This is a genomic window from Pseudoalteromonas sp. JC3 (assembly GCF_030291895.1).
GTDB lineage: Bacteria > Pseudomonadota > Gammaproteobacteria > Enterobacterales > Alteromonadaceae > Pseudoalteromonas.
In genome coordinates, this window is the sequence record NZ_CP127855.1 from 1,442,305 (window position 1) to 1,463,380 (window position 21,076).

16 protein-coding genes are annotated in these 21,076 nt (G+C 44.2%); 15 read left to right on the top strand and 1 reads right to left on the bottom strand.

From position 1 onward, the window contains the following. Positions 1 to 207 precede the first annotated feature (207 nt). From QSH61_RS05920 to QSH61_RS05985, 14 genes are all read left to right on the top strand, one after another. Entirely contained in the window at positions 208 to 1,092 is an 885-nt protein-coding gene (locus tag QSH61_RS05920; protein WP_010604095.1) for a type 2 periplasmic-binding domain-containing protein, read from the top strand. Next, positions 1,092 to 2,960: a GGDEF domain-containing protein gene (locus QSH61_RS05925; protein ID WP_206471262.1), complete on the top strand. Its 1,869-nt coding sequence runs from the start codon at positions 1,092 to 1,094 to the stop codon at positions 2,958 to 2,960. Before QSH61_RS05920 ends, QSH61_RS05925 begins: the two co-directional genes overlap by 1 nt. A 76-nt stretch (positions 2,961 to 3,036) precedes the next feature. Further along, entirely contained in the window at positions 3,037 to 5,547 is a 2,511-nt protein-coding gene (hrpB, locus tag QSH61_RS05930; protein WP_206471263.1) for an ATP-dependent helicase HrpB, read from the top strand. Between the two features lie 76 nt (positions 5,548 to 5,623). After that, complete coding sequence (locus QSH61_RS05935; protein WP_206471264.1) at positions 5,624 to 6,427, top strand: MBL fold metallo-hydrolase; 804 nt, start codon at positions 5,624 to 5,626, stop codon at positions 6,425 to 6,427. Between the two features lie 64 nt (positions 6,428 to 6,491). Beyond that, a complete protein-coding gene (locus QSH61_RS05940) occupies positions 6,492 to 7,592 on the top strand; it encodes a hypothetical protein (protein ID WP_206471265.1) in 1,101 nt (366 codons plus the stop codon). A 318-nt stretch (positions 7,593 to 7,910) separates the two neighbouring features. Then, positions 7,911 to 8,138 carry a DUF1496 domain-containing protein gene (locus QSH61_RS05945; protein ID WP_010604090.1) on the top strand — a complete coding sequence of 76 codons (228 nt, stop codon included), beginning with the start codon at positions 7,911 to 7,913 and terminating at the stop codon, positions 8,136 to 8,138. Between the two features lie 324 nt (positions 8,139 to 8,462). After that, entirely contained in the window at positions 8,463 to 9,656 is a 1,194-nt protein-coding gene (locus QSH61_RS05950; protein WP_010604089.1) for an efflux RND transporter periplasmic adaptor subunit, read from the top strand. A gap of 11 nt (positions 9,657 to 9,667) precedes the next feature. Then, positions 9,668 to 10,390, top strand: coding sequence for an ABC transporter ATP-binding protein (locus QSH61_RS05955; RefSeq protein WP_102056410.1), 723 nt, complete (start codon positions 9,668 to 9,670; stop codon positions 10,388 to 10,390). After that, the gene (locus QSH61_RS05960) at positions 10,390 to 12,816 is read left to right on the top strand and encodes an ABC transporter permease (RefSeq protein ID WP_206471266.1); all 2,427 of its coding nucleotides are present in this window, start codon (positions 10,390 to 10,392) and stop codon (positions 12,814 to 12,816) included. The genes QSH61_RS05955 and QSH61_RS05960 overlap by 1 nt, the downstream gene beginning before the upstream one ends. Before the next feature lie 40 nt (positions 12,817 to 12,856). Further along, the gene (locus QSH61_RS05965; protein ID WP_206471267.1) at positions 12,857 to 14,191 is read left to right on the top strand and encodes a sigma-54-dependent transcriptional regulator; all 1,335 of its coding nucleotides are present in this window, start codon (positions 12,857 to 12,859) and stop codon (positions 14,189 to 14,191) included. Beyond that, a complete protein-coding gene (locus QSH61_RS05970; RefSeq protein ID WP_206471268.1) occupies positions 14,184 to 15,452 on the top strand; it encodes a sensor histidine kinase in 1,269 nt (422 codons plus the stop codon). The genes QSH61_RS05965 and QSH61_RS05970 overlap by 8 nt, the downstream gene beginning before the upstream one ends. Before the next feature lie 111 nt (positions 15,453 to 15,563). Then, positions 15,564 to 16,937, top strand: a complete 1,374-nt coding sequence (locus tag QSH61_RS05975) for an MATE family efflux transporter (protein WP_206471269.1) — start codon at positions 15,564 to 15,566, stop codon at positions 16,935 to 16,937. Further along, positions 16,921 to 17,895 carry an AraC family transcriptional regulator gene (locus QSH61_RS05980; protein WP_010604083.1) on the top strand — a complete coding sequence of 325 codons (975 nt, stop codon included), beginning with the start codon at positions 16,921 to 16,923 and terminating at the stop codon, positions 17,893 to 17,895. Before QSH61_RS05975 ends, QSH61_RS05980 begins: the two co-directional genes overlap by 17 nt. Before the next feature lie 66 nt (positions 17,896 to 17,961). After that, the gene (locus QSH61_RS05985) at positions 17,962 to 18,378 is read left to right on the top strand and encodes a GNAT family N-acetyltransferase (RefSeq protein ID WP_010604082.1); all 417 of its coding nucleotides are present in this window, start codon (positions 17,962 to 17,964) and stop codon (positions 18,376 to 18,378) included. Between the two features lie 8 nt (positions 18,379 to 18,386). On the opposite strand, the gene QSH61_RS05990 is transcribed toward QSH61_RS05985, so the two are convergent. Continuing rightward, entirely contained in the window at positions 18,387 to 18,839 is a 453-nt protein-coding gene (locus tag QSH61_RS05990) for a HugZ family pyridoxamine 5'-phosphate oxidase (protein ID WP_010604081.1), read from the bottom strand. A 198-nt stretch (positions 18,840 to 19,037) separates the two neighbouring features. On the opposite strand from QSH61_RS05990, the gene QSH61_RS05995 reads away from it, so the two are divergent. Next, entirely contained in the window at positions 19,038 to 21,062 is a 2,025-nt protein-coding gene (locus QSH61_RS05995) for a methyl-accepting chemotaxis protein (RefSeq protein ID WP_010604080.1), read from the top strand. The last annotated feature ends 14 nt before the right edge of the window (positions 21,063 to 21,076 follow it).

The window sequence follows — 21,076 nt, forward strand, 5'->3', positions numbered from 1 at the left end:
CTGAATTGGCATCCAGCTAAACCTAATCTGAGATTAAGTTTAGCTGGGCTTTTTATTGCTTTCATTTCTTGAGTTTTAACGTTTATTGGCGGGCTGATAAATTTCAAATCCAAATTCATTAGAATATGTTGTTTAGTAGTTAACAGAGCACGCTAAATTCAAGTATACTGAGTTGAATAACTGTTAATAATAAGGCTTTACTCAACAATGAAGATGAAGTGGCTGTTTTCACTCCTTTTTATTTCCAATCTCTGTTGGGGGAGCAATCAGCTGGTTGTTGACATTATCAGTAGTGAAAATTTCAGTCAGCGTTATGAGCACTTTCTTGCTGGTCGTGACGTTTTAGACGTTGATTCTTTTTTTCCAACCACCAAAGGTTCTCATATTGAAATCATCGAAATGGTGTTACTACAGCAGGCCTTGTTTCTTGGTGGTGAGACGCGCAAAGTTGTATTTAATCCAAAACCTTCGGTGAATATTTTAGAGTTTTCCGATCTGATCGCTGGGGAAAGTTTAATCCTTGCTCGCAGTGTTTGGCATGAAAATATCGTGGACTATCGCGGCTCATTATTTATCTCAGATCCGCTTGTTGAAGTAGGAGATTACGAAGCAGGGCTTTACGTCACCAAACGTAATGTCGCACTGCAGCAAACGCCGCTTTCACAGCTTCGGCAGCTGAATGTGGTATCTAACCCGCAATGGGCAGTGGATTGGCGTGCCTTGATGAATACAGATTTACACATGGTGAGCTTTATTGGCCCGTGGGAAACCATGTTGGCAATGGTAGAAAGTGATGTCGTCGACACTATGTTGATTAATTTTAGCGTGAGTGATTCTTTAACTTTAAATTTTGAAGGTAAAGAATATGTCCCAATCGAAAATATTAAGGTTGTCTTGCCAGACTCTCGGCATTTTGTCGTCAGTAAAAATCATCCTGAAGGCGTGCAAATATTTGCGGCACTCAATCGTGGGTTAAAAATACTTAAACGACGAGGCGTGATCAAACGGGCGTTGACAGAATCTGGTTTTATCAACAAAAAAGTGGCGAATTGGCAGGTGGCTAACGCTGAAATGCTGGTGGGAGGAGACTAATGCAGCCAGCTGTGGTATCGCTTTGCATATTGGTAAGTGCGCTAATTACATTTTGTGGTTTTGCTTACGAATCATCAGAACAAATACAGCGCAACTTAAATGCGCTACAAATGTCGGCTGAACAAGATTATGACTTGTCTTTATTACCGGACATCAGAGCACTTCGAGAGCAAGCGCGTGCGCAAGGTAATAAGCCGTTGCAAATCAAAGCATTACTGTTAGAGGGTAGTATAGTTCAACACTTTGGTGAGTTTGAGGATGGTCTCGACTTGCACCAACAAGCGTTGCAGTTGGCCGAAGCCGATAACAATACATTTTTAAAGGCAAACACCTATCTCGCCATCGCTCACCTTGATATTGACTTAGAGAGCTATGAGTTAGCGCAGCGCTATTTAGATAAAGCCTCATTGCTGGCTGAGCAAATTGATGATAATGCCCAGATAAAAGCCGATATCAGTTTATGGCAGTCGCGCTTGAATATGGATAAGGGCGCTTATCGTTTAGCGCTTAAGTCCTCTTTCGTACCAGAGATTTCAGGCATTCGGCAGGAGACGCTTGCGCAGTTAAAGCTGACGCGTTCTTGGGCTCATTTACAGCTCGGTGAATATTTACCAGCCAAGCAAATTCTAGATGAGTTAGACAATGCGGATTATTTGGTTCAAAACCAAAGAATGCGGATTATGTCGGCAGTGCAGCGTGCCAGAGTAGCTTTACAAAGTGGCGATTTTGCAACTTCAATTGATTTAGCTCAGGCTGGGCTGAGAGATACACTCGGCACTCGTTTTTTACTTTTTCAATCTCAGTTGCAGTGGATACTGGCCTCAGCCTATGCTCAGCTTGGAGACTATCAGCAAGCGCATCGTTATTTAAAACGCTATGCCGTTACCGAGCAGTCACTGAATTTGCAAAAGCGTAATAACAAACTACTTAAGCTAGAAGCGCAATATTCTCTTGCCCAACAAAAGCAGGCACTTAATGAGCTTGAGCGAGACAATGCCCAGCAGGCAAAGCAGATTATGGCGCATCAGCAACAGATAGAAAATGCAAGATTAAGCCAGCAGCGTTGGTTATTGATAGTCCTGCTTGTATTTACCTTAGCGCTGGTCTTTTATTGGCGTTGGCAAAATCGCCGTTACACCAAGCTGTTAGAAAGTCAGGTTGCGCAGCGTACTGAGGAACTCGCAGAGCGAAATAAACGGTTACAAACCCTTAGTTTCACCGATAGCTTGACCGGTCTGAGTAATCGGCATCATTTTTTTAGCGTGATCGATGGCACCATTGAAGTGTACAGGCAAAAGTGGCAAATTCCGCAAACACAACAGAATGCCGATCTAATTTTTGTGATTATTGATATCGACCACTTTAAAAATATCAATGATAGTTTTGGCCATGCCGCAGGAGATATCGTGTTGCAAGACTTTGCTGAAATCCTCAAGCAATGCACACGAGAGTCAGATATATTAGTGCGCTGGGGTGGGGAAGAGTTTTTGTTGGTGATGCCGGATATGGACAGAGCGGCTGCGCACGAAGTGACAGAACGGATCCGTCGCCAAGTGGAGAGCTATCCATTTGTGGTGAACGATCAAACTATCAACTGTACTTGTTCAATTGGCTTTGCTCCATTCCCGTTTGACCCAACACAACCAGACAAGCTTAACTGGGAACATGTGTTAGAGTTAGCCGACGGTGGCTTATATCTTGCGAAAGAATCTCATCGTAATGCCTGGGTTGGCGTGCACACTGGAGACGAGGAAGTACAGAGTCCGGCAGAGCACATGGTGCAAAATCTACGCTCATATTTACAAGCAGGCAAACTAAAAACGTGGTCAAATCTATCCGATCTTATTTATGCTTGTAATACTCGTTAAGCGAATTCTGCTGTTTGGAGACATCCAGTTTAGGTGTATCATATTGAACAAGATAGAATAATAAAGCGCTATAGTTTTGCTGCCGATTGAAGCCTTCATCCCCGAGATTATTTCCACCTTAAACAATGATAACCGTCTGGTATTACAAGCCGAGCCCGGCGCAGGTAAATCGACCTTAGTGCCGCTGCGTTTACTGCAAGCTGATATTTTTTCCGGTAAAAAAATTATTATGCTTGAGCCACGTCGTGTGGCTGCAAAATCTATCGCGACTTATTTAGCCAAACAGCTGGGGGAATCGGTCGGTGAGCGAGTCGGTTATCAAATCCGAAACGAGCAACGTGTTTCATCCAACACCCGCTTGGAAATCGTCACCGAAGGCGTATTGACTCGCCGTCTTCAAGCGGATCCCGAACTCAGTGATGTTGCACTTATTATCTTCGATGAATTCCATGAGCGTTCTATTCATGCGGATCTAGCTTTAATGCTCGCGTTTGAAGTGCAACAAGCGTATCGCGACGACCTCAAATTACTGGTGATGTCTGCAACGATAGACTCCGAGCTTTTATCGAATTATCTGGATGGTGCACCAAGGTTATCTTGCCCTGGTAAAACCTATCCTGTTGAAATTGAATATGTCGGTAAAGCGAGTCGTTACTTGGCAGATCATGTGTTAAGTGTGCTGCGTCACGCTTTCACTCTACAAAGCGATGGTGATGTATTGGTTTTTCTTCCCGGACAGGCTGATATTCAGCGCTGCATTGAGGCGTGCCAAGTGCTTGACCAAAGTAATATTGAGCTTCTGCCTTTGTACGGCGGGTTACCCTTATCTGAGCAAGAGAAAGTACTCAGTAAAAGCGCCAGCGCATCAAGACGTATTATTTTTTCGACCAATATTGCTGAAACCAGTTTGACTATAACCGGGATCACTATGGTTATAGATTCTGGCCTTGAAAAACGCTTAACCTATGACGTTAGAAGCGGTCTCTCGCGGCTCGATACGGTGATGATCTCAAAGGCATCAGCAACACAACGTGCAGGGCGTGCGGGTCGTCTACAAGCGGGCCATTGTTTACGTCTTTGGCGCGAAAGCGAGCATAATAACTTAAGTGACTTTCAGCCAGAAGAAATAACCACCACTGACCTTTCTGACTTAGCGTTAGAGCTCAGCGCGTGGGGCGTGACACAATACAAGGACGCGAATTGGCTAACATCGCCACCGGTGCAACATTTTTCGGTGGCCTGTCAATTGAATCAGTCGCTTGGCTTGGTCGATGCGCATAATAAAGTGTTAACTGCTGGGCAGCGTGCACTACAACTGGGGGTTTCGCCTCGTCTTGCCAGCATGCTACTGCGATGTGAGACGCTAATTTCGCAACAACTTGCTTGTTTTTTGGCGGCAATATTGAGCGAGCGAGATATTGTAGTACAAGCTAACACAAGTGATGTATGTGAACGAGTATTGGCATTGGTAGAGTTTGTGCAAGACCGTACCCGTGCCGCCAAAGCATATCGCTTGCACAGAGCTGCCGCAGAGCAGGCCGTAAAATTGGCCAAATCATTTGCACACAAACTGGGAATTAGTCTCAAGAGTGAAGCAATCGCCCTTGTAGATATTCAAACCTTAGCACCTACTTTATTGCTCCATGCCTTTCCTGACAGAGCTGCACAAAAACGTCCTTTAGGGGATAACCGCTACTTGCTTGCGAATGGCCGGGGAGTAACATTACGTGACGGCGATCCGCTGCAAGGTCAGGCCTATTTGATTGTTTGTGATGTGGATGGCAAAAATAAAGATGGCTTGGTATTTCTAAGCTGCGCAATAGAAAAAAGCACATTACTTGAGCAGCTAGCGCCATATTTGAGTGAGGTGGTGCAGTATCAACTGGATAGTAAAAAAGAGGCGATTCAGGGCCGGCAACAAGTTAAATATCATGCTCTGGTATTAAAAGAGCAAAACCTGAGTCAGATCCCCAAAGAAGCGTTTGCCCAATGTGTGAGGGATATCCTCACATCGGAAGGGCTTGGTTTGCTCAATTGGTCGGCAAAAAGTCACGCTTGGCTCGCTCGAGCTAAATGGTTAAGTGAGCACTTGAATACCTTCCCGCAGATATCTGAGGCAAGTTTGATAGCGCAGCTTGATACTTGGTTATTGCCCTATTTGACGGGCGTAAATACTATCAAACAGCTGAAGCAATTGGATATTTTTAACCTGCTTCAAGCGTCACTCACTTGGGAGCAGCAACAGCAACTCGAAGCGCAAGCACCTGAGTTTTACACCACGCCAAGCGATGAGCGAGTCGCGATCCGCTACGATGAGCATCAAGGGCCAACCGTTTCTGTGGTGTTACAAGAAATGTTTGGTCAATTGACGTCGCCAACGCTTGCCAACGGCCAAGTACAGGTACGATTTGAGCTGCTATCTCCAGCGAAAAGGCCAATCCAAACGACCTGTGATTTAAGCAACTTTTGGCAAACTTCTTATTTTGAGGTGGCCAAAGAAATGCGTGGTCGATATCCAAAACACCGATGGCCAGATAAGCCGCTTGAGGAAAAGCCTGGCCGCTCCATAAAACCGAGAGGAAAGTAGGCTGGTGGAGCAATAGGCTTGTAAAGAAGTCATAATGGCTATAACGTGAACAGTCTAATATAGAAAGGAGTGCGAAATGCGGTCTATTACGGGGTTCATCTTATTGGGCTTAATTGTTGCTCAGCCAACTTATAGCGGTGAGTTTGAAGTGCTTTATCAATCTGACACAGCAAAAGTCGTTAGAGATAAAAGTTATGGCACAAACATTGGGATCTTTGCAACGAAAAGGGGAGTGGTGATCATTGACCCCACAGCTGAAGATGCGGATTTGCCAAAGCTCAATGATTTGATACAGAATAGCTTTCAGACCGAGAAAAAATACCTGCTAAATACGCATAGTCATTCGGATCACACTGGTGGTAATGCTTTTTTCCAACAACAGGGTTTTACACTTATTGACAGCCCACAAGGGTTAAAGGAGCTTGGGGTGATAAAGCATACTCAAGCCGTTTCACATACCGCCAATGACAACATTCTCTATCACCCCACGAGCAATATTTTATTCACCGGGGACATTTACACCACAAACTGGCATCCAACATTTTATGCTGGGGGCTTAACGGGTTTTAATAAAGCGGTAGACTTACTTTTATCGATTGGCGATCAAAATACGTTGATTGTGCCAGGTCATGGTAAACCTACATCGAAAAGAGAACTCGAAGAACATAGAATTCAAACATTCGCTTTGGTTGAGCGGGTGAAGATTTTGAATCAGGCGGGTAAGTCGGTTGAGCAAATAAAGAACGATGCTAAGATCAAGCGCTTATTAGCGCAGTTTAATCTTGAAGGGCGACAACCCTTTCTTCCAGAGCGAGCGCTTACCCGTTTTATTGAGCGGACATTATCTGTGGTAGCTCATTATCCAGAAAACCACAATTAAAATCAGTTTTAGTTAAGCTTTGTTCATCAATACTAAACCTTTAGCATTCTAGGTGTGTATGTAGATGGTCTGGGCTAAAATAGGTAAATTTGTATTACTTACTATCTTGGTGGTATTAAGTTGGTCATCAGCTTTCAATCTCACCATGACGGAGTTCATTGATGGAGCGCTGCTACAATCCTCGCTCGTCTATGCTTCAGCACGTACAGTAAATGGCGCTATTTCTTTGTTGCAATCTGCTGAGGTTGGGATTGGTGTTGCAAGCATTCAGCCTGCGCAGCTACTCGATCCTATCAATGATTTAGCTGAATACATTTCTGATGTGATGCAACTAGCCATTGGCTCTTTGTTTATACAACGAATTCTCTACACCATTTCTACTCATGTATTGTTTAGTGTCGCTTTTACTGTCACTGTAATTGGATATTTCGTGTGCTGCTATCTAGGGCTTTGGCAAACGGTTAGAACTAAAATATTAGCCACGATGCTATTGATCCGTTTTGTGGTTCCCTTTGTAATTCTATCGACAGGTCTCACTAGCCAACTGTTACTGGACCAAGAAATAAATAAACAAAGTGAAGTTGTGTCGAGTAGTGTTGATCTCTTCCAATCTCAAGCAACAAAGACCAGTGCGCAAAGTGCAAAAATAAAAGCCCAAATCACCAGTCAAAAGCAAAGCCATAGTGAGCAAATAGCGCTATTGACTAAACAGCAGATCCGTCTTCATGGTGAAGCGACTGAACTAAATGCTGAAATTACCGCGCTGGAACGTGATATTGAAGCGGCTCAAGCAAACCGTAGTTTATCCGAGTGGCTAACATTTACCAAAAGTGAAGAGGCTAAGCCACTGATTGAAAAGCAACAACGATTGGCTAGTGATAAGGCTAAAATTGATACTCAAATTGCACTTATTAATAGAGAGAAAGATCAACATCAACAACAAATAGAAAGGCTCAATGAGCAGCTACACGGTAGTAATGAGGGGACGTTAAGTCGAGCAATTAAAGCCGTTTCTAGTGGTATTAACGATATGCTCGACGCTGCTGAGTCACTCTTTATCGACTTCTTAAACGTGGTATCGCTTTTGCTACTGAAGTTAGTATTGATGCCGCTGTTATTTTTCTATTTGGCGAGCAAAACCTTTAAAGCGATTTGGCGATTATAGTATTAGAGTCTAAGAATACCTCCACGTATATAGACATAAAATATAGTTCAATAGGGCCAGTGTTAATATGATTAGCATCATACTTAAAGACTTCTATAGAGTTTTAGAATTCGGTGGTCGGTGTTAAATAATTGACATTGGAATTGAAATAGGTACGATTTAAAATTAGTCAGTTTTTATTGCTTTTAAGTTGTTTTAGGTAATTTCTGAGCAGGTTGAAATGTAATAAGAGCTTGGCTGTTGCGGTTGATATACCCGTCTTAACATGTAAATGAAACACCCCATAGGCTTTGTGGGCTGAATAAAAAGGAAATTAAAATGATAAAATATATTTTTTCAGTTTTGCTATTAGCACCTGTTTTTTCAATTGCTGCTGAAGCGAATAATGTTGAAGTAAATAACAAACAAGCAAAAACTTACGACTCAACAAAGTTTTGCTACTACGCAGATAAACAATTCTCTGAAGGCGCAAAACACTATATCGGCGATGTCGTGCAGCGTTGTGTTAGACGTGGGGACAATATCTTGGTCTGGAAGACACTCTAGTTTGCTGTAAACTTCGCGACCTATCATAGGTGTGTAGCTTACATCGGTTATACACCTCTAACTATGACCAAGTTAAAGCGTAACTAAGAGTTACTTTCTAGACTTCCAATTCATTATTTACTTCAAAAATTCCCAGAAAAGCTCTGCCACAGTCCCACTGTTGGGAAAGAAACACAAACAAAAAATAAAAAAGCACAATAATTCAATGGCTTAACTTTGGCATGGATGTCGCTTTTACGTATAAAAAATTAATACAGTGAAGCGATGGATATTAAAACGACTCTGACAAAACCACCTGTCAAGGCTTTTAGGTGGCGATTAATTGTGACTGTCACCCTAATTATACTCTTTGGTATGTTGTTCTTACCGGACAAGCACCAGCTAGATGTAGAAACACTCAAGTTTGCCTCTATTCAATCCGGGCCAATAGAATTTAGTGTTAAAGGCTATGGAAGGTTACGCTCAAAGATCAGTAGAGAGATCACGACCGCATTTGCAGCTCAAGTTGAAACCATACTGCATCTTCCAGGCAGTAGGGTAGAGCCAGACACCGTTATTTTACAGTTAACCAATCCTGAGTTAACTCAGCAACTCCACCGAGAAAGACTAGTACTGGCTAGGCAAAAAGCCAATGTTGAAGCGTTAAGGTTAAGCCAAGAAAGTGAGCGACTAGTATTGAAAGGACAAAATACCCTACTCAGCAGTGAGCTTGAAAATGCCAAATTGCGAGAACAGGCTGAGCGCCAATTAGTTACTCAAGGCATAGTTTCAAGCTTAGATCATCAGCGCTCAATCTTAACTGTTGCTCAGTTAAGCGAGCGAGTAAAGCTCGCTCAGCTGCAACTTAGCCAAACCAGTGCATTACACAAGCAAAGAATTGAGATTGAGCTAGAACTATTAAAAGAATACGAGCTGAGCTATCAGGTCGCGCTTCAGGCGGTGGAGCAATTACAAGTCACTGCGGGGATCAGCGGCATGTTGCAGCAAGTACATGTCAGTCAAGGTCAAGCAATTACACGCGGGCAGGCGCTAGCCGTGGTGGGCAGTGAGCGAACTTTGGTAGCCGACTTACTGGTGCCAGAGCGAGAAGCAAGCGAGATTATCTTAGGTCAACGAGCAGTAGTAGACACCTTTGTTGGTCAGGTTGAGGCAAAGGTTAGCCGCATTGTGCCCATCGTACAAGACGGGCGTATTGCGATAGAGCTGGCATTGCTTGGGGAGCTGCCAAGCAATGCTCGCCCACTTTTGACTGTTGAAGGGCAAATTTTTACAGCAAAAAAGACCGCCGCACTTTCACTTATTAAGCCACCGCGTGCAACTCCACAATCTCAGAGTCAATTATTTGTTTTAGATAAACAAAACAACATGCTTATCAAAAAAAGTTTCAAGTTTGGTAAACTAGCCGGCAATGCCATAGAAGTACTCGAAGGCGGTGTATCCGGTGAGCAAGTGGTGGTGTCAGAAATGTCTGACTACCAGCACCTAGAAAAAATAACAATTAAATCACTCAATCGGTAAAGGAAGAACAAATGGACAAGACAATTTTGGCATTACATCAAGTGAGCAAAGTGTTCTTTGGCGAGGATGTTGAAACTCACGCCATTAGTAACATTAACCTTGAAATTGAAATGGGCGATTATGTTGCGATAACTGGCCCGTCAGGATCGGGAAAATCCACTCTATTGAGCATTCTTGGACTATTAGATGACATCACGTCGGGCAGCTATCGCATCCAAGATATAGAAACCAGTACGCTAGACGCAGACACGCAAGCAGAGCTGCGTAATTTGCATATCGGTTTTGTCTTTCAGTCATTTAATCTACTGGATGGGTTAACGGTATTTGATAATGTGGCTTTACCGCTTCAGTATCGAGAGCCTGCGCTTGCGACTGACGAAATTGAGCGCCGTGTGATGGGCGCGCTTAAGCAAGTTGAAATGTCTCACCGAGCAAAACATAAACCAAACCAACTATCTGGTGGACAGCAGCAGCGAGTGGCTATTGCGCGTGCGCTTGCAGGCGAGCCAAGTATCTTATTAGTTGATGAACCAACTGGAAACCTCGATTCTAAAAATGGGGATGCGGTAATGGCCTTGCTGGGAGAGTTGAATAGGCAAGGCACAACCATTTGCATGGTGACGCACGATATTCGCTATGCAGGTTATGCCAAGCGGCAAATTCAGCTTTTAGATGGTGTACAGGTTTCATCAAGCGTTGCAAAACGCGATATTTGTACTGCGGAGGTGGTGTAATGGGGTTTTTGCAACTTCGGCGTCAACTAGGGCTGGCAATCAAAAGTTTGCTTCAAGTACCGAATTTTTGTATCACGCTAGTACTGACGTTGGCACTCGCGTTAAGCTGCTTTTTTGTCGCATTGAGTCTGTTTAGTGGCTTTTTTATTAAGCCGCTTGAGATTGAAAATGAATCACGATTTGTGGTGGTCGAACAAAAAAACGTATACCAAGACAGGGCGTCTGAAGGGCTGCAAAGCTTTCAAAATATGCTGAACTGGTATCAGATCCCCTCCATATTTGAAAAACGAGCTTTGATCAGTAGCTTTTCCGATGTGGTTGAAAATCTAGCTGGCAAGCCAAAGCTTACGCTGACTTTTGCAAGTTCGGATTATTTTAGTATGGTGAAAATGCCGCTAGCACTGGGGCGATACCTAACGCCGACGAAAAGCATTAGCCAGAAAAATCCAGAGGTCATTATTTCCTATAAACTTTGGCAACAATACTTCAATGGTGATGACAATGTGCTTGGGGAGAGTTTGCGGATTGTTGGCAGACTGTACACCATCGTCGGTGTTGCTGCGCGTACGCATATTGATCCTTACTTTTTAAGTGAAGGAAATGGGGCGCTGTGGCTTAGTTTTTCTGAAGATGAGCGATTTTTTGGTGATCAGCGCGGCGAGTATCATCCGTGGAGTAGCAGACTAAACAACTTGAAGTTACTGGCGATATTACCAGTCAATAGTGGTCAGGATATCCTCGTAGAGCAGCTATATCAAAATGCTCAACTGCACCAAAGCGAATGGAAATCGGCCGACGAAGCGTTACTTGATATTGAACCTATAGTACGTTCGTACCGTGACGTAGAACTGGCGGGACATGACAAGCTTGCCATTATCGTGTTGTTGAGTGTGTCATGCTTGGTACTCATTGCAATTTTTAATGTGAGTAATTTGTTTATCTCTCGAGTTCACACCATCCAGCAGCAACTGGCCTTACAAGCTATGCTCGGTGCGAAGCGTAAGCTGTTGTTTCGTGGAATTTTGCTAGAAGCGCTGTTATTGGTGTCAGGCGCTGTGCTGGTGGGGTTATTTATTGCGGCGTGGGAGCTGAGGTTAGTTAAATCGCTCACCAGTGGTTATTTGCCGCTGATTGATACCTTAACCTTAGATACCACTGTACTGCTCAGTGCTATCCTAACCGTACTGTTATTGGCTTTATTGTTTGCGTTTGTAACTTCACGCATGATTGATTTTAGCCAGCTTAAGCAAAGCATGCAGTCGTCAGGTAAAGGCAGCGTAAAAGCGGTACGCATAGCGACGACAAAAACACTGGTTGCGGTACAGCTGTTTTTTACCACTGTGTTGGTGCTTGGGGCGACCTTAGTGTTGTGTAAAAGCGCCGATACCTTGCTTAGACCGCTCGGAACAAAGTTGGACAATATGTATAGCGTGATGCTACATATTCCCGCAGATCCCACTCCATTTCCCGCGCGTTACGCCAATATTGAAAGATTCAAACTCGCGCTGACTAACATTCCGGGCGTGTTAGGCGTAGCCCATGGAGAAAGTCCATTACAAAGCGATGTCCCTGTGGTTGCTATGCAAGATATGGCGGGTGAATGGACACCGAGCATGGTTAGAGGTAACGTTGGGCCGGATTATTTTGCATTAACTGGGCTTGAGCTCGTTGCCGGGCGCACTTTTAGCGAAGCTGCAATTCGAGGCGAAAAGGAAGAGGCTATTGTTTCTTGGGCTGCGGCACAGGCGTTAAAACCAGATGGGGATGTGATTGGTGAAACGTATTTTATTTTTAACCCAGATGTACCTGCTGAAATCGTAGGTATTTCAAAAAACTTCAATTACCCTAAACGTCATCATGAACTTCAAGGTAAAACCGTTTGGCTACCCGCGCTGCCTTTGGGTTATCCATTTATGATAGAAATGGAACCGGGAGCATCACTTACTCGCGCTCAGATCCAAAATGCCATCAGCGTCGTGAATGGTCAGGCGGGAATATGGCGTTTTTTAGACTTAACAAAGACATATCAGAGCATTACCTATTTGGAGCGCCTGACTTTACTGCTAAGCTTTGCGCTTTGTGGTTTTTGTTTGTTGTTATCTGGGGTGGGTATTTACGGTGTGCTTAACTATAGCTTTCAACAAAGACGCTACGAGTTTGGGATGCGAATGGCACTTGGTGCCAAACGACACCGCTTATATCGGTTGTTATTGTCAGATACCATCGCACCCATGCTAGTGGCGATGTTAGCTGCCATTATGGTTGTTGCGGGATTTTATATGAGTGTTTCGTCAGATTGGTTGTTGGCAAAATCCAGCTGGTTGTTTGTAGTGATTGTTACCATGTTGGCTTTTGCGTTAGCCACGGCGATTTACCCAATGAGGCAGTTAATAAACTCGACACCAATGCGAGCATTAAAACATTAAAGTTTGGGCGTAAGCCCAAACAGAATATAAGTAGGAAGTGATGACGCCAGTTTTAATCATCGACGACAACCCTGACGTGCGAATGTCAGCCACCATAGTGCTACAAAGTCATGGTTTTATGAGTCTTGAAGCCGCACACCCTGATCAAGCTAAAGCTATTTTATCGCAGCAGCCCGTTGCGCTTATTTTGCTTGATATGAACTTCAATAGAGATACAACCTCAGGAAAAGAAGGGCTGCAATTTCTTAGTTGGCTGAGACAAGCGCAAATAAGTGTGCCTGTGGTTGTTATTACCGCGTGGGCCAAAGTTGAACTTGCGGTCCAAGCAATGCAGTTGGGCGCATGTGACCTCATTGAAAAACCTTGGCACAACCAGCGACTGCTGAACACCGTTAGACGTTACACCAAAAGTGATGAAGCGCTATCGTCATCACATGAACCACACACAGACAATAACGCAACCACTCAGTTGTTTCAGCAAGCTCAGCGCGTTGCAAAAACCAATGCCAACGTACTTATTTTGGGAGAAAATGGCTGCGGAAAAAGTCAGTTGGCTAAATATATTCATGATAATAGCGGTCGCTCTGAGCACGCTTTTGTGAGCGTGAATATGGCCGCTATTCCAACGGAATTATTTGAAAGTGAGTTATTTGGCCATCGCAAAGGCGCATTTACCGATGCAAAAGCAAACCGCACTGGACGGTTTGAAATGGCTGAAAATGGCACGTTGTTTTTAGATGAAATCGGCAGTTTGCCGTTGTCACTTCAGGGCAAGCTATTACGCGTGCTCGAAACGGGTGAATATGAAGTCGTGGGAGATTCTGAAACGCGCCGCAGTAACGCGCGGATTGTTTCTGCCACTAATACGGATTTGTCAGAAGCGATTAACGCCGGGCAGTTTCGTCAGGACTTACTCTATCGCTTAAATACGGTGGTGCTAAGGGTGCCACCACTCAGAGCGAGATTAGCAGAGCTTCCAAGCTTAGCAGCCCATTTTTTAACAAAGCACACCCAGCGCCATGGTAATGATACTGGACGGGAGCGCTCGCTAACTGCTGCGGCGCTAGACAAATTATTGAGTTACAGTTGGCCTGGGAATATTCGTGAGCTATCTCATGTCATTGAACGGGCCGTGATCTTAGGACTTCAGCCTGAGGTAACCGCGGATGATATCGAGCTTGAGGAAGGTGTACTAGAGCAAGAGCTCCCACTGTTGAGCCTGGAAGAAGCCGAAAAACGCATGATTGCAAGAGCGATCCGCCATTTCGATGGCAATGTAGTGGCCGCTGGAGAATTTTTAGGTTTGAGTAAATCTGCAATTTATCGACGCCTAGAAAAGTACGATATTAGCCCAAAGGCAGAGCTTGATGGCTAAGCTGGCATCACTTGAGCACAAGTTACTTGTTGGCTTTGCGATACCTATAATCACACTTGCTATGCTCGCGCTTGGGTTGATCTGCTATTTTGAGCTTACGTTGTTAAGTGCAATCACTTTGTTGCTCGGTGTGATGATCCCCTCTGTATTAGCACTGAGTTACGGCTATCAATCAGTAATGCAGGTGCTTGAAAGTTTGGCGGTCCAGTTGGACGGTGTAACCAATGAAGAGTTTGGTGTATGGCAGTTAGCGCAATACCGCAAGGGTCGGGTTGAATTGCTCAAGGCTGAGCTCAAAGAAGCTGCCAAGCGATTACAGCAAAAGCGTCAAGAATATGGTCAGAATGAAGCTTTTGTATTTAATTTTATGAGCGAACTCACCCTGCCAATTGTGGTACTTGATGCGCATCATCATGTGTATTTTGCCAATCATGCCATGAATACAGTGTATCCAGAACAGGTGTTACATGGTGCACATGCTAAAGCTCTGGCGCTTCAGTATGTGGATGAACAATGGCAGCATACGCAGCACATCTCTCGATTTAGCATTGCGGCTCATAAACTATATCGGGGGCAGCGAGCCTATCAATTATTGGTGTTTTTCTCGGTGGAGCAAGCGCTGCGAGATAATGAAAAGCAGGTATGGCAAAAGCTACTATCGGTACTCAATCATGAAGTGCGAAACGCCTTAACTCCGGTGTACTCAATGGCGCAATCCCTACAACAAGATGGCAATATCATTTCACCTGAGATGCAGCAAACTATGCTCGGTGTAATAGAAAGTCGTGCAGCTCATTTACAGCAATTTGTTGCAAACTACGCACAAGTAGCGCAGCTTCCACCCGTTGATATGCAAAACATTGAGGTAGAGTTGCTGGTATCGCGCTGGCAAGCTTTATTTCCCAGTGTTGAGATAAAGGCGCTTAATAAGGGCTTGGTTTATTGTGATGAAGCTCAGCTAACGCAGGCTATGATCAACCTTGTCAATAATGCTGAGCAAGCAAATCAATCTGCGGGGAATGATGGCATAACACTAACCATAGATAGACCAAAAAATTGGTGCTTTACCCTAGAAGATAACGGCGCTGGTATCGCCAATCCAGATAACCTTTTTGTACCATTTTATTCTACTAAACCAAAGGGATCGGGTATCGGCTTGGTATTGAGCAGGGAGCTTATTCGTAATCAGCAAGGGGAGTTGCATTTAGCGAATTTACCGGACAATAAAGGGGCTCAAGCTGTGGTTACTTTGCATTTCTAGTAAATTTAGAACAACTTCGCAATATTTGAATATTTATCTTTCTTTGGAATTTGTAACCTCAGGTTAAGTAGTTATACCTTGCCATATTATGGCAACTGAGGAGTAGTTTACATGAAAGATAAAAATCAATTAGGGCTCGTGCAGCTCGCCGAGATACCCATATTTGTGCTGTTTATTCGAACCTGTATTCCCATTTGTATCGGTTTACTCGTTGTGGGTTTATATGCCTTGGTTGACGGCTGGTTTATTAGTCGCTACGTGTCAGAGATGGCATTTGGTGCCGTGGCTATGGTTTACCCACTGCAGGTGTTAATGATAGCGCTAACCGCTATGGTATCTGCAGGTATGGCGGCCACAATGACAAGATTAATCGGAGCAAAGCAAGTAGGTAAAGCCGCAGAGGTTATCGGTCATGGACTGATAATTGGCGGTATAGTTAGCGTGGTATTCTTGGTACTTGGTTGGCTTTATCCACTTGAGCTCTTATCACTTTTGCAAGTGGAAGCGGTTTTTGTAAAGGATGCGCTTAGCTACATACAGCCGTTATATCTTTGTGCCATTACCGGAGTTTTATTACCTATCGTGGCTGATATGTTCCGTGGTCAGGGTAAACCGCAGTTGATGATGCTGTTGTTATTAGTCTCGGCTGTGCTCAATATACTGCTTGATTATCTATTTATCGCGCATTTTGGTTTGGGGGTTGCAGGTGCGGCATATGCGACAATCGCAGCGCAATTGGGGGCATTGATTATTGCGCTTCAGCTAAAAAGAAAGCGTACTGACTTGCTTGCGGTTAAGGTGTGTTGGAAACCTCGTGCTTGGCTACCGATCCTCGCAATCGGGATGCCTATCTTGATCACGCAATTTTGCCTTGGCGTGCAAACTGCGGTGGTTAACTGGCAGCTGTTGTCTTTTGCAAACGAAAATTGGGTAGTCGCCCACGGCATGCTGGGACGTATCATTAATTTTGCAATTCTACCCGCGATTGCAATGTTGATCGCATTTCAAACTATCGTCGGCTATAACTTAGCGGCAGGACATAGTGGGCGAGTAAGAGCGTGTACGCGAGTTGCTTTTTTGGGTATGACAGGATTTGCACTGCTATTGACGCTAGGGTTGATGGGATTGCCGAGGCTATGGCTGAGCCTGTTTACCGAAGCGAGTGAATTTCTCGAAATAGGAGAGCGCGTTTTTCGCTCAGCCCTTTGGGGGATGCCGCTATTTGGCGTGGTAATTTTAGCATCTGGATTTTATCAAGCAAAAGGTGATGCCAAACGCGCTTGTTTTTACAGCGCCTTGAAGGTGATGTTTATTCTAGTTCCATTAATCGTTATTGCACCGCACTACTTTGGCTTAAATGGTGTATTTATGGCACTTGTAGGGGCTGATTTTATAGCCGCAGGGTTAACATTTATACTGTGTTGGCGGCACTATCAACAGGCTAAGAGCCAATCGGGAGAGATACAGCTTGCATCAATCAACTGAGCAAAAGTTAAGCGCTGAAGAGATATATTTAGGGCGGTTACAGCCTGTCATTGAGTGGGTGCATAGTAATCCAGAGTCGCCGCTTTCGTTACAGCAAGCGGCGAGCCTGAGCCATTTTTCTAAGTTTCATTTCCAGCGCATTTTTGCAGCTGTGATTGGTGAATCTTTGAGCCAGTACACTAATCGCGTGAGGTTGGAGCGCGCGGCCAATATGTTGTTGCTAGCCGAAGAGTACAATGTGACAGATATTGCGCTACAGTTTGGTTTTTCTGGTAGCGCAAACTTTTCGCGAGCGTTTAAAGAGCACTTTGGTGTGACTCCTTCAAGTGTGCGAAAAACAGAACAACTACGTAAATTGGTGACAAAAAATAACATTGAGCCGGCCCTTAACACGACACAACTTACCCGAATACACGCATTAAGAGCTGAGCGACACAGTGTTATCCAGCCGGTTAAACTACACTCCATTTCACAGCTACCCTTATGTACATTACGCGCGTCACAAGGCTACCAATTGCAAGGAATTAGCGCCTGTTGGCAGCAGCTTGCAGCGTGGGCTAGTGCACATGGACTGGATTATAGCCAAGTACAAAAGTTTGGTTTTGGTCATGATAACCCCGTTTTTACACCACTAGATAAAGCGCGTTACGATGGCGCAATTGTGATTAACGACGAGTTAAAATCTGCGGTGACTCGGCCATATCAACTCAATGTGCTCAGCGCGGGAATATACGCAATTTTTGATTACCGTGGAGCAATTAAAGACTTGTTGAGTTTCCAATTAGATATTTTCGCAAAGTGGCTGCCACAAAGCGGATACGAGCCAGAAGATGCGCCCTTAATTGAACATTATCCTGAAGTAATTTCACAAGAAAATGGAGGCTCGCCAAGTGAAAAGGTGATTGCGCTGGAAATTTGGTTAAAGGTCAAGCCGCTAAAATTTACTAAATCAATCTAAAAACTTCACAATTCGCCCACAAACTTTAAGCATGATCAACCGTACACCAAGCGGGAGATTAAAAAAGTGGTTGAACTAGAGTTAATTCGAGTTGATAAATACAGCGAGCAGACTTTTACACATTTGCTAGAAGCGAGCCATTATCAAAAGCAAGTGGGCTCGTTTGAACTGTGTAGCGCAACCAATATCGCTTATCTTTTTTATGCAGATGGTAAGTTGGTTGGCTTTACCGTAATAGGTATTTCAAACCGCCGAGAGTTTGAAGTCTGTGCGCTTTATATTACTCCTGCCGAGCGCAGAAAGCGTTACGCCACCGAGTTTATGGCACACATTTGGTCAGTATACAAAGGTCGTTGGAAAGTGCGTATGCAAGATAAGCTTGAAAGCTCGTGCGGTTTTTGGCGCAAAACCTTGGCTGAGATGACCAATCAACCGCAATCGCATAGACGAGAAAGCGAGTTTGAACACGCTTTTGCAGTGTAGCACCTACGTTAGTACCATTCCTGTTTTTCTAGCCAAAATGCACGGCCAAAACCGCCTACATATCGAACCCTCGCCACTTCAATTCGCCATAGGTGAAAGTCACCGAGCATGGCATATTGCTGAGCTTTTTCGTGCTTTATTACGAATTGTGCAATCAGGCTTTCGCTATCCGCTCTTGGTAGTTTGTGTGCATGCCCAAGAATAGTAACTCGCGCATTTTCAACGTCTTCAACCGCACCATCACCGAGTACCATAAACGAAAGTGCCGGGTGCTTGGCTAAATTCTTGGTGTGCTGGGCGATATCACTAATAAAGAAGTAAAAGTGATTATCTTCAAGAAAAACATATTGAGCGATAGAAGAAAAAGGAAAGCCCTTTTGGTTGTTAGAGAAGGTAGATAAAAATGCGCTCTTATGGTTTTGGCATAAGGCCTTTGCTTCGTTGATTGCGGTTTCTCTCATCTTGTTATGCTCTTAAATAATAAAAGACCTAACCGCAATGATCGCTAAAACTAAAAATAAAATCAAAAACTAAGTAAGCAAAACCGCAAATTTGAAGCTACCTTTTTAAAAGGTATGTTGGTAATTTTTAGAGTATTTACTTGGTTTTTTATCCCATTTGTAACATAGTTTGTTTACTCAAAATAGAGCAATGACATTATGCTAAGTAAACTAACAATAAAACAAAAAATTACTTTAGGCTTTAGTGCATTAGGTGTGCTGCTGTTACTTGCGTGCGTGCTTGCCTATTTAGCATTGGCGCAAATAAAGTCCGCTAATCAAAATATGGGGCAAATTACTTTGCCTATTCAGCGCAGTGCCGACGCCTTGCAACTTGAGCAGCTTAAGCTCAGCAAGTTGGTTTCTCAAGCTTATACCCTCGAAAGCGAGCAAGATATCAATCGGGCTCGACAGCAATTTACCACACAGCAGCAACTGTATGTTGAGCGCCAGCGGCACTTAACGTCATTGACGCAAGCCATGCCTGAATTTGTCACACCATTAAAGCAAACTCTGGCGCTGGGTGAGCAGCTCAGTCGTGCCGCAGAACAAATGTTGCAGGCTAAGGCTGATGTTGTACAAGCGCAGCAACGGATCCAATCACAATATCAAGCACTTAAACAGGATAAAGAACAGGCCAGCAATGCCATGCTGGATCTTGAGTTAATCGAGACAGACAAAACACGGCAGTTGGAAGAAATGGTCGGGACTGGCGTTCGTATTGATGACATGTTGTTTACACTGGAAAACAACAGTCAGCGGATCAGCGGTTTAACGCTAGAGCAAGTAGATCAGCACCAGCAAGACATGCTGTTTTTGTTAGATAATATTGAAAATAACCTAACGTTTTTGAAGCGCCAAGCCTATGGCATGGATGCAGATGATTTGTTAAATCAGTTTAGTGAGGGCATGACTAAGCTCAGGGAAAAGCTGGGTGAGCCCGGTCATCTTTATGTCGCGGTACAAGAGAAACTGCGTCAGCAACAGCAAGCTGCAATGTTATATAAGCAATCAGAGCAGCATGCGTTTGCCATTTTAACCGAGCTTGAGAAAATGCAGCAAAGCGCTAATGCGGCGTTTAATCGTTCTCAAAATAATGCTGAAACCCTTATCGAGCGAGCGCAAAATACCGCCATTTTATTGGTGATTGTCTTTATTGCTTTAGGTGCGTTTATCTCGGTTTCAACTAGCCGGGCAATGCTTGGGCCGTTGGCTGCGGTGAATAAAATGCTCAAATACCTTGCTGCTGGAGACTTTTCGAAGCAAATGAGTAAGCGCAGTGATGATGAATTTGGTCAGTTAATTGATAATATTAATCAGGTGAAAGACAATCTCCGTGCTTTGCTAGAGTCAATCAATAATCAGGTTCATGAGTTAGAAGGACTATCGGAATCATCATTAAGCGAAAGTAAACAAATAGCCAATAATGCGACTGAGCAAATGCGCCGCATGGATAATGCCAATCGCTTAGCACAAAGTATTTCAGCTAGTGCTTTGGCGGTTTCCGAACGCTCGTCAGATAGCCTCGCGAGCATCCATACCGCTAACCAGCATAAAACCGAGGTCAGTAAATACACACAAGACAATAAAGAACATATTCTATCGCTCAGCACGCGCATGAGTGAAGCGGTAGAGAGCATGACCAAATTGACCACACATAGCGAGAATATCGGCAGTATCTTGGATACCATTGTTTCTATTGCTGAGCAAACCAATCTGTTGGCGCTAAACGCAGCAATAGAGGCGGCTCGAGCTGGTGAGCAGGGAAGAGGGTTTGCGGTGGTCGCCGATGAGGTTAGAACGCTTGCGTCAAGGACGCAAGAGTCGACTAATGAAATTAACCAAATGATCGCAGCACTGAGACAGGATACACATAGCGCCTCTGAGGCCATTAATTCCGGCCAACGTGATGTTGCTTCATGTGTTAAACAAAGTGAGGCGCTTGCCAGTGCCATGGATGAAATTGCCAACGCTATTTTACAGGTTACGCAGTTGAGTGAAGAAGTCAGCCAAGCCGCTGATCACCAAGCGACGGATTGTCAGCAAATTGAGCAGGTGATGCTAGATGCACAAAGTACCGCAAATGAGAATGCTCAGGCGATGCAAAGCTTGGCTAAAGGCAGCGAGTCGCTCAGTAGCTTCTCGCATCGTCTAGCAACACTGGTTGAGCGTTTTAAATTATAAGAATGTAAACTGGT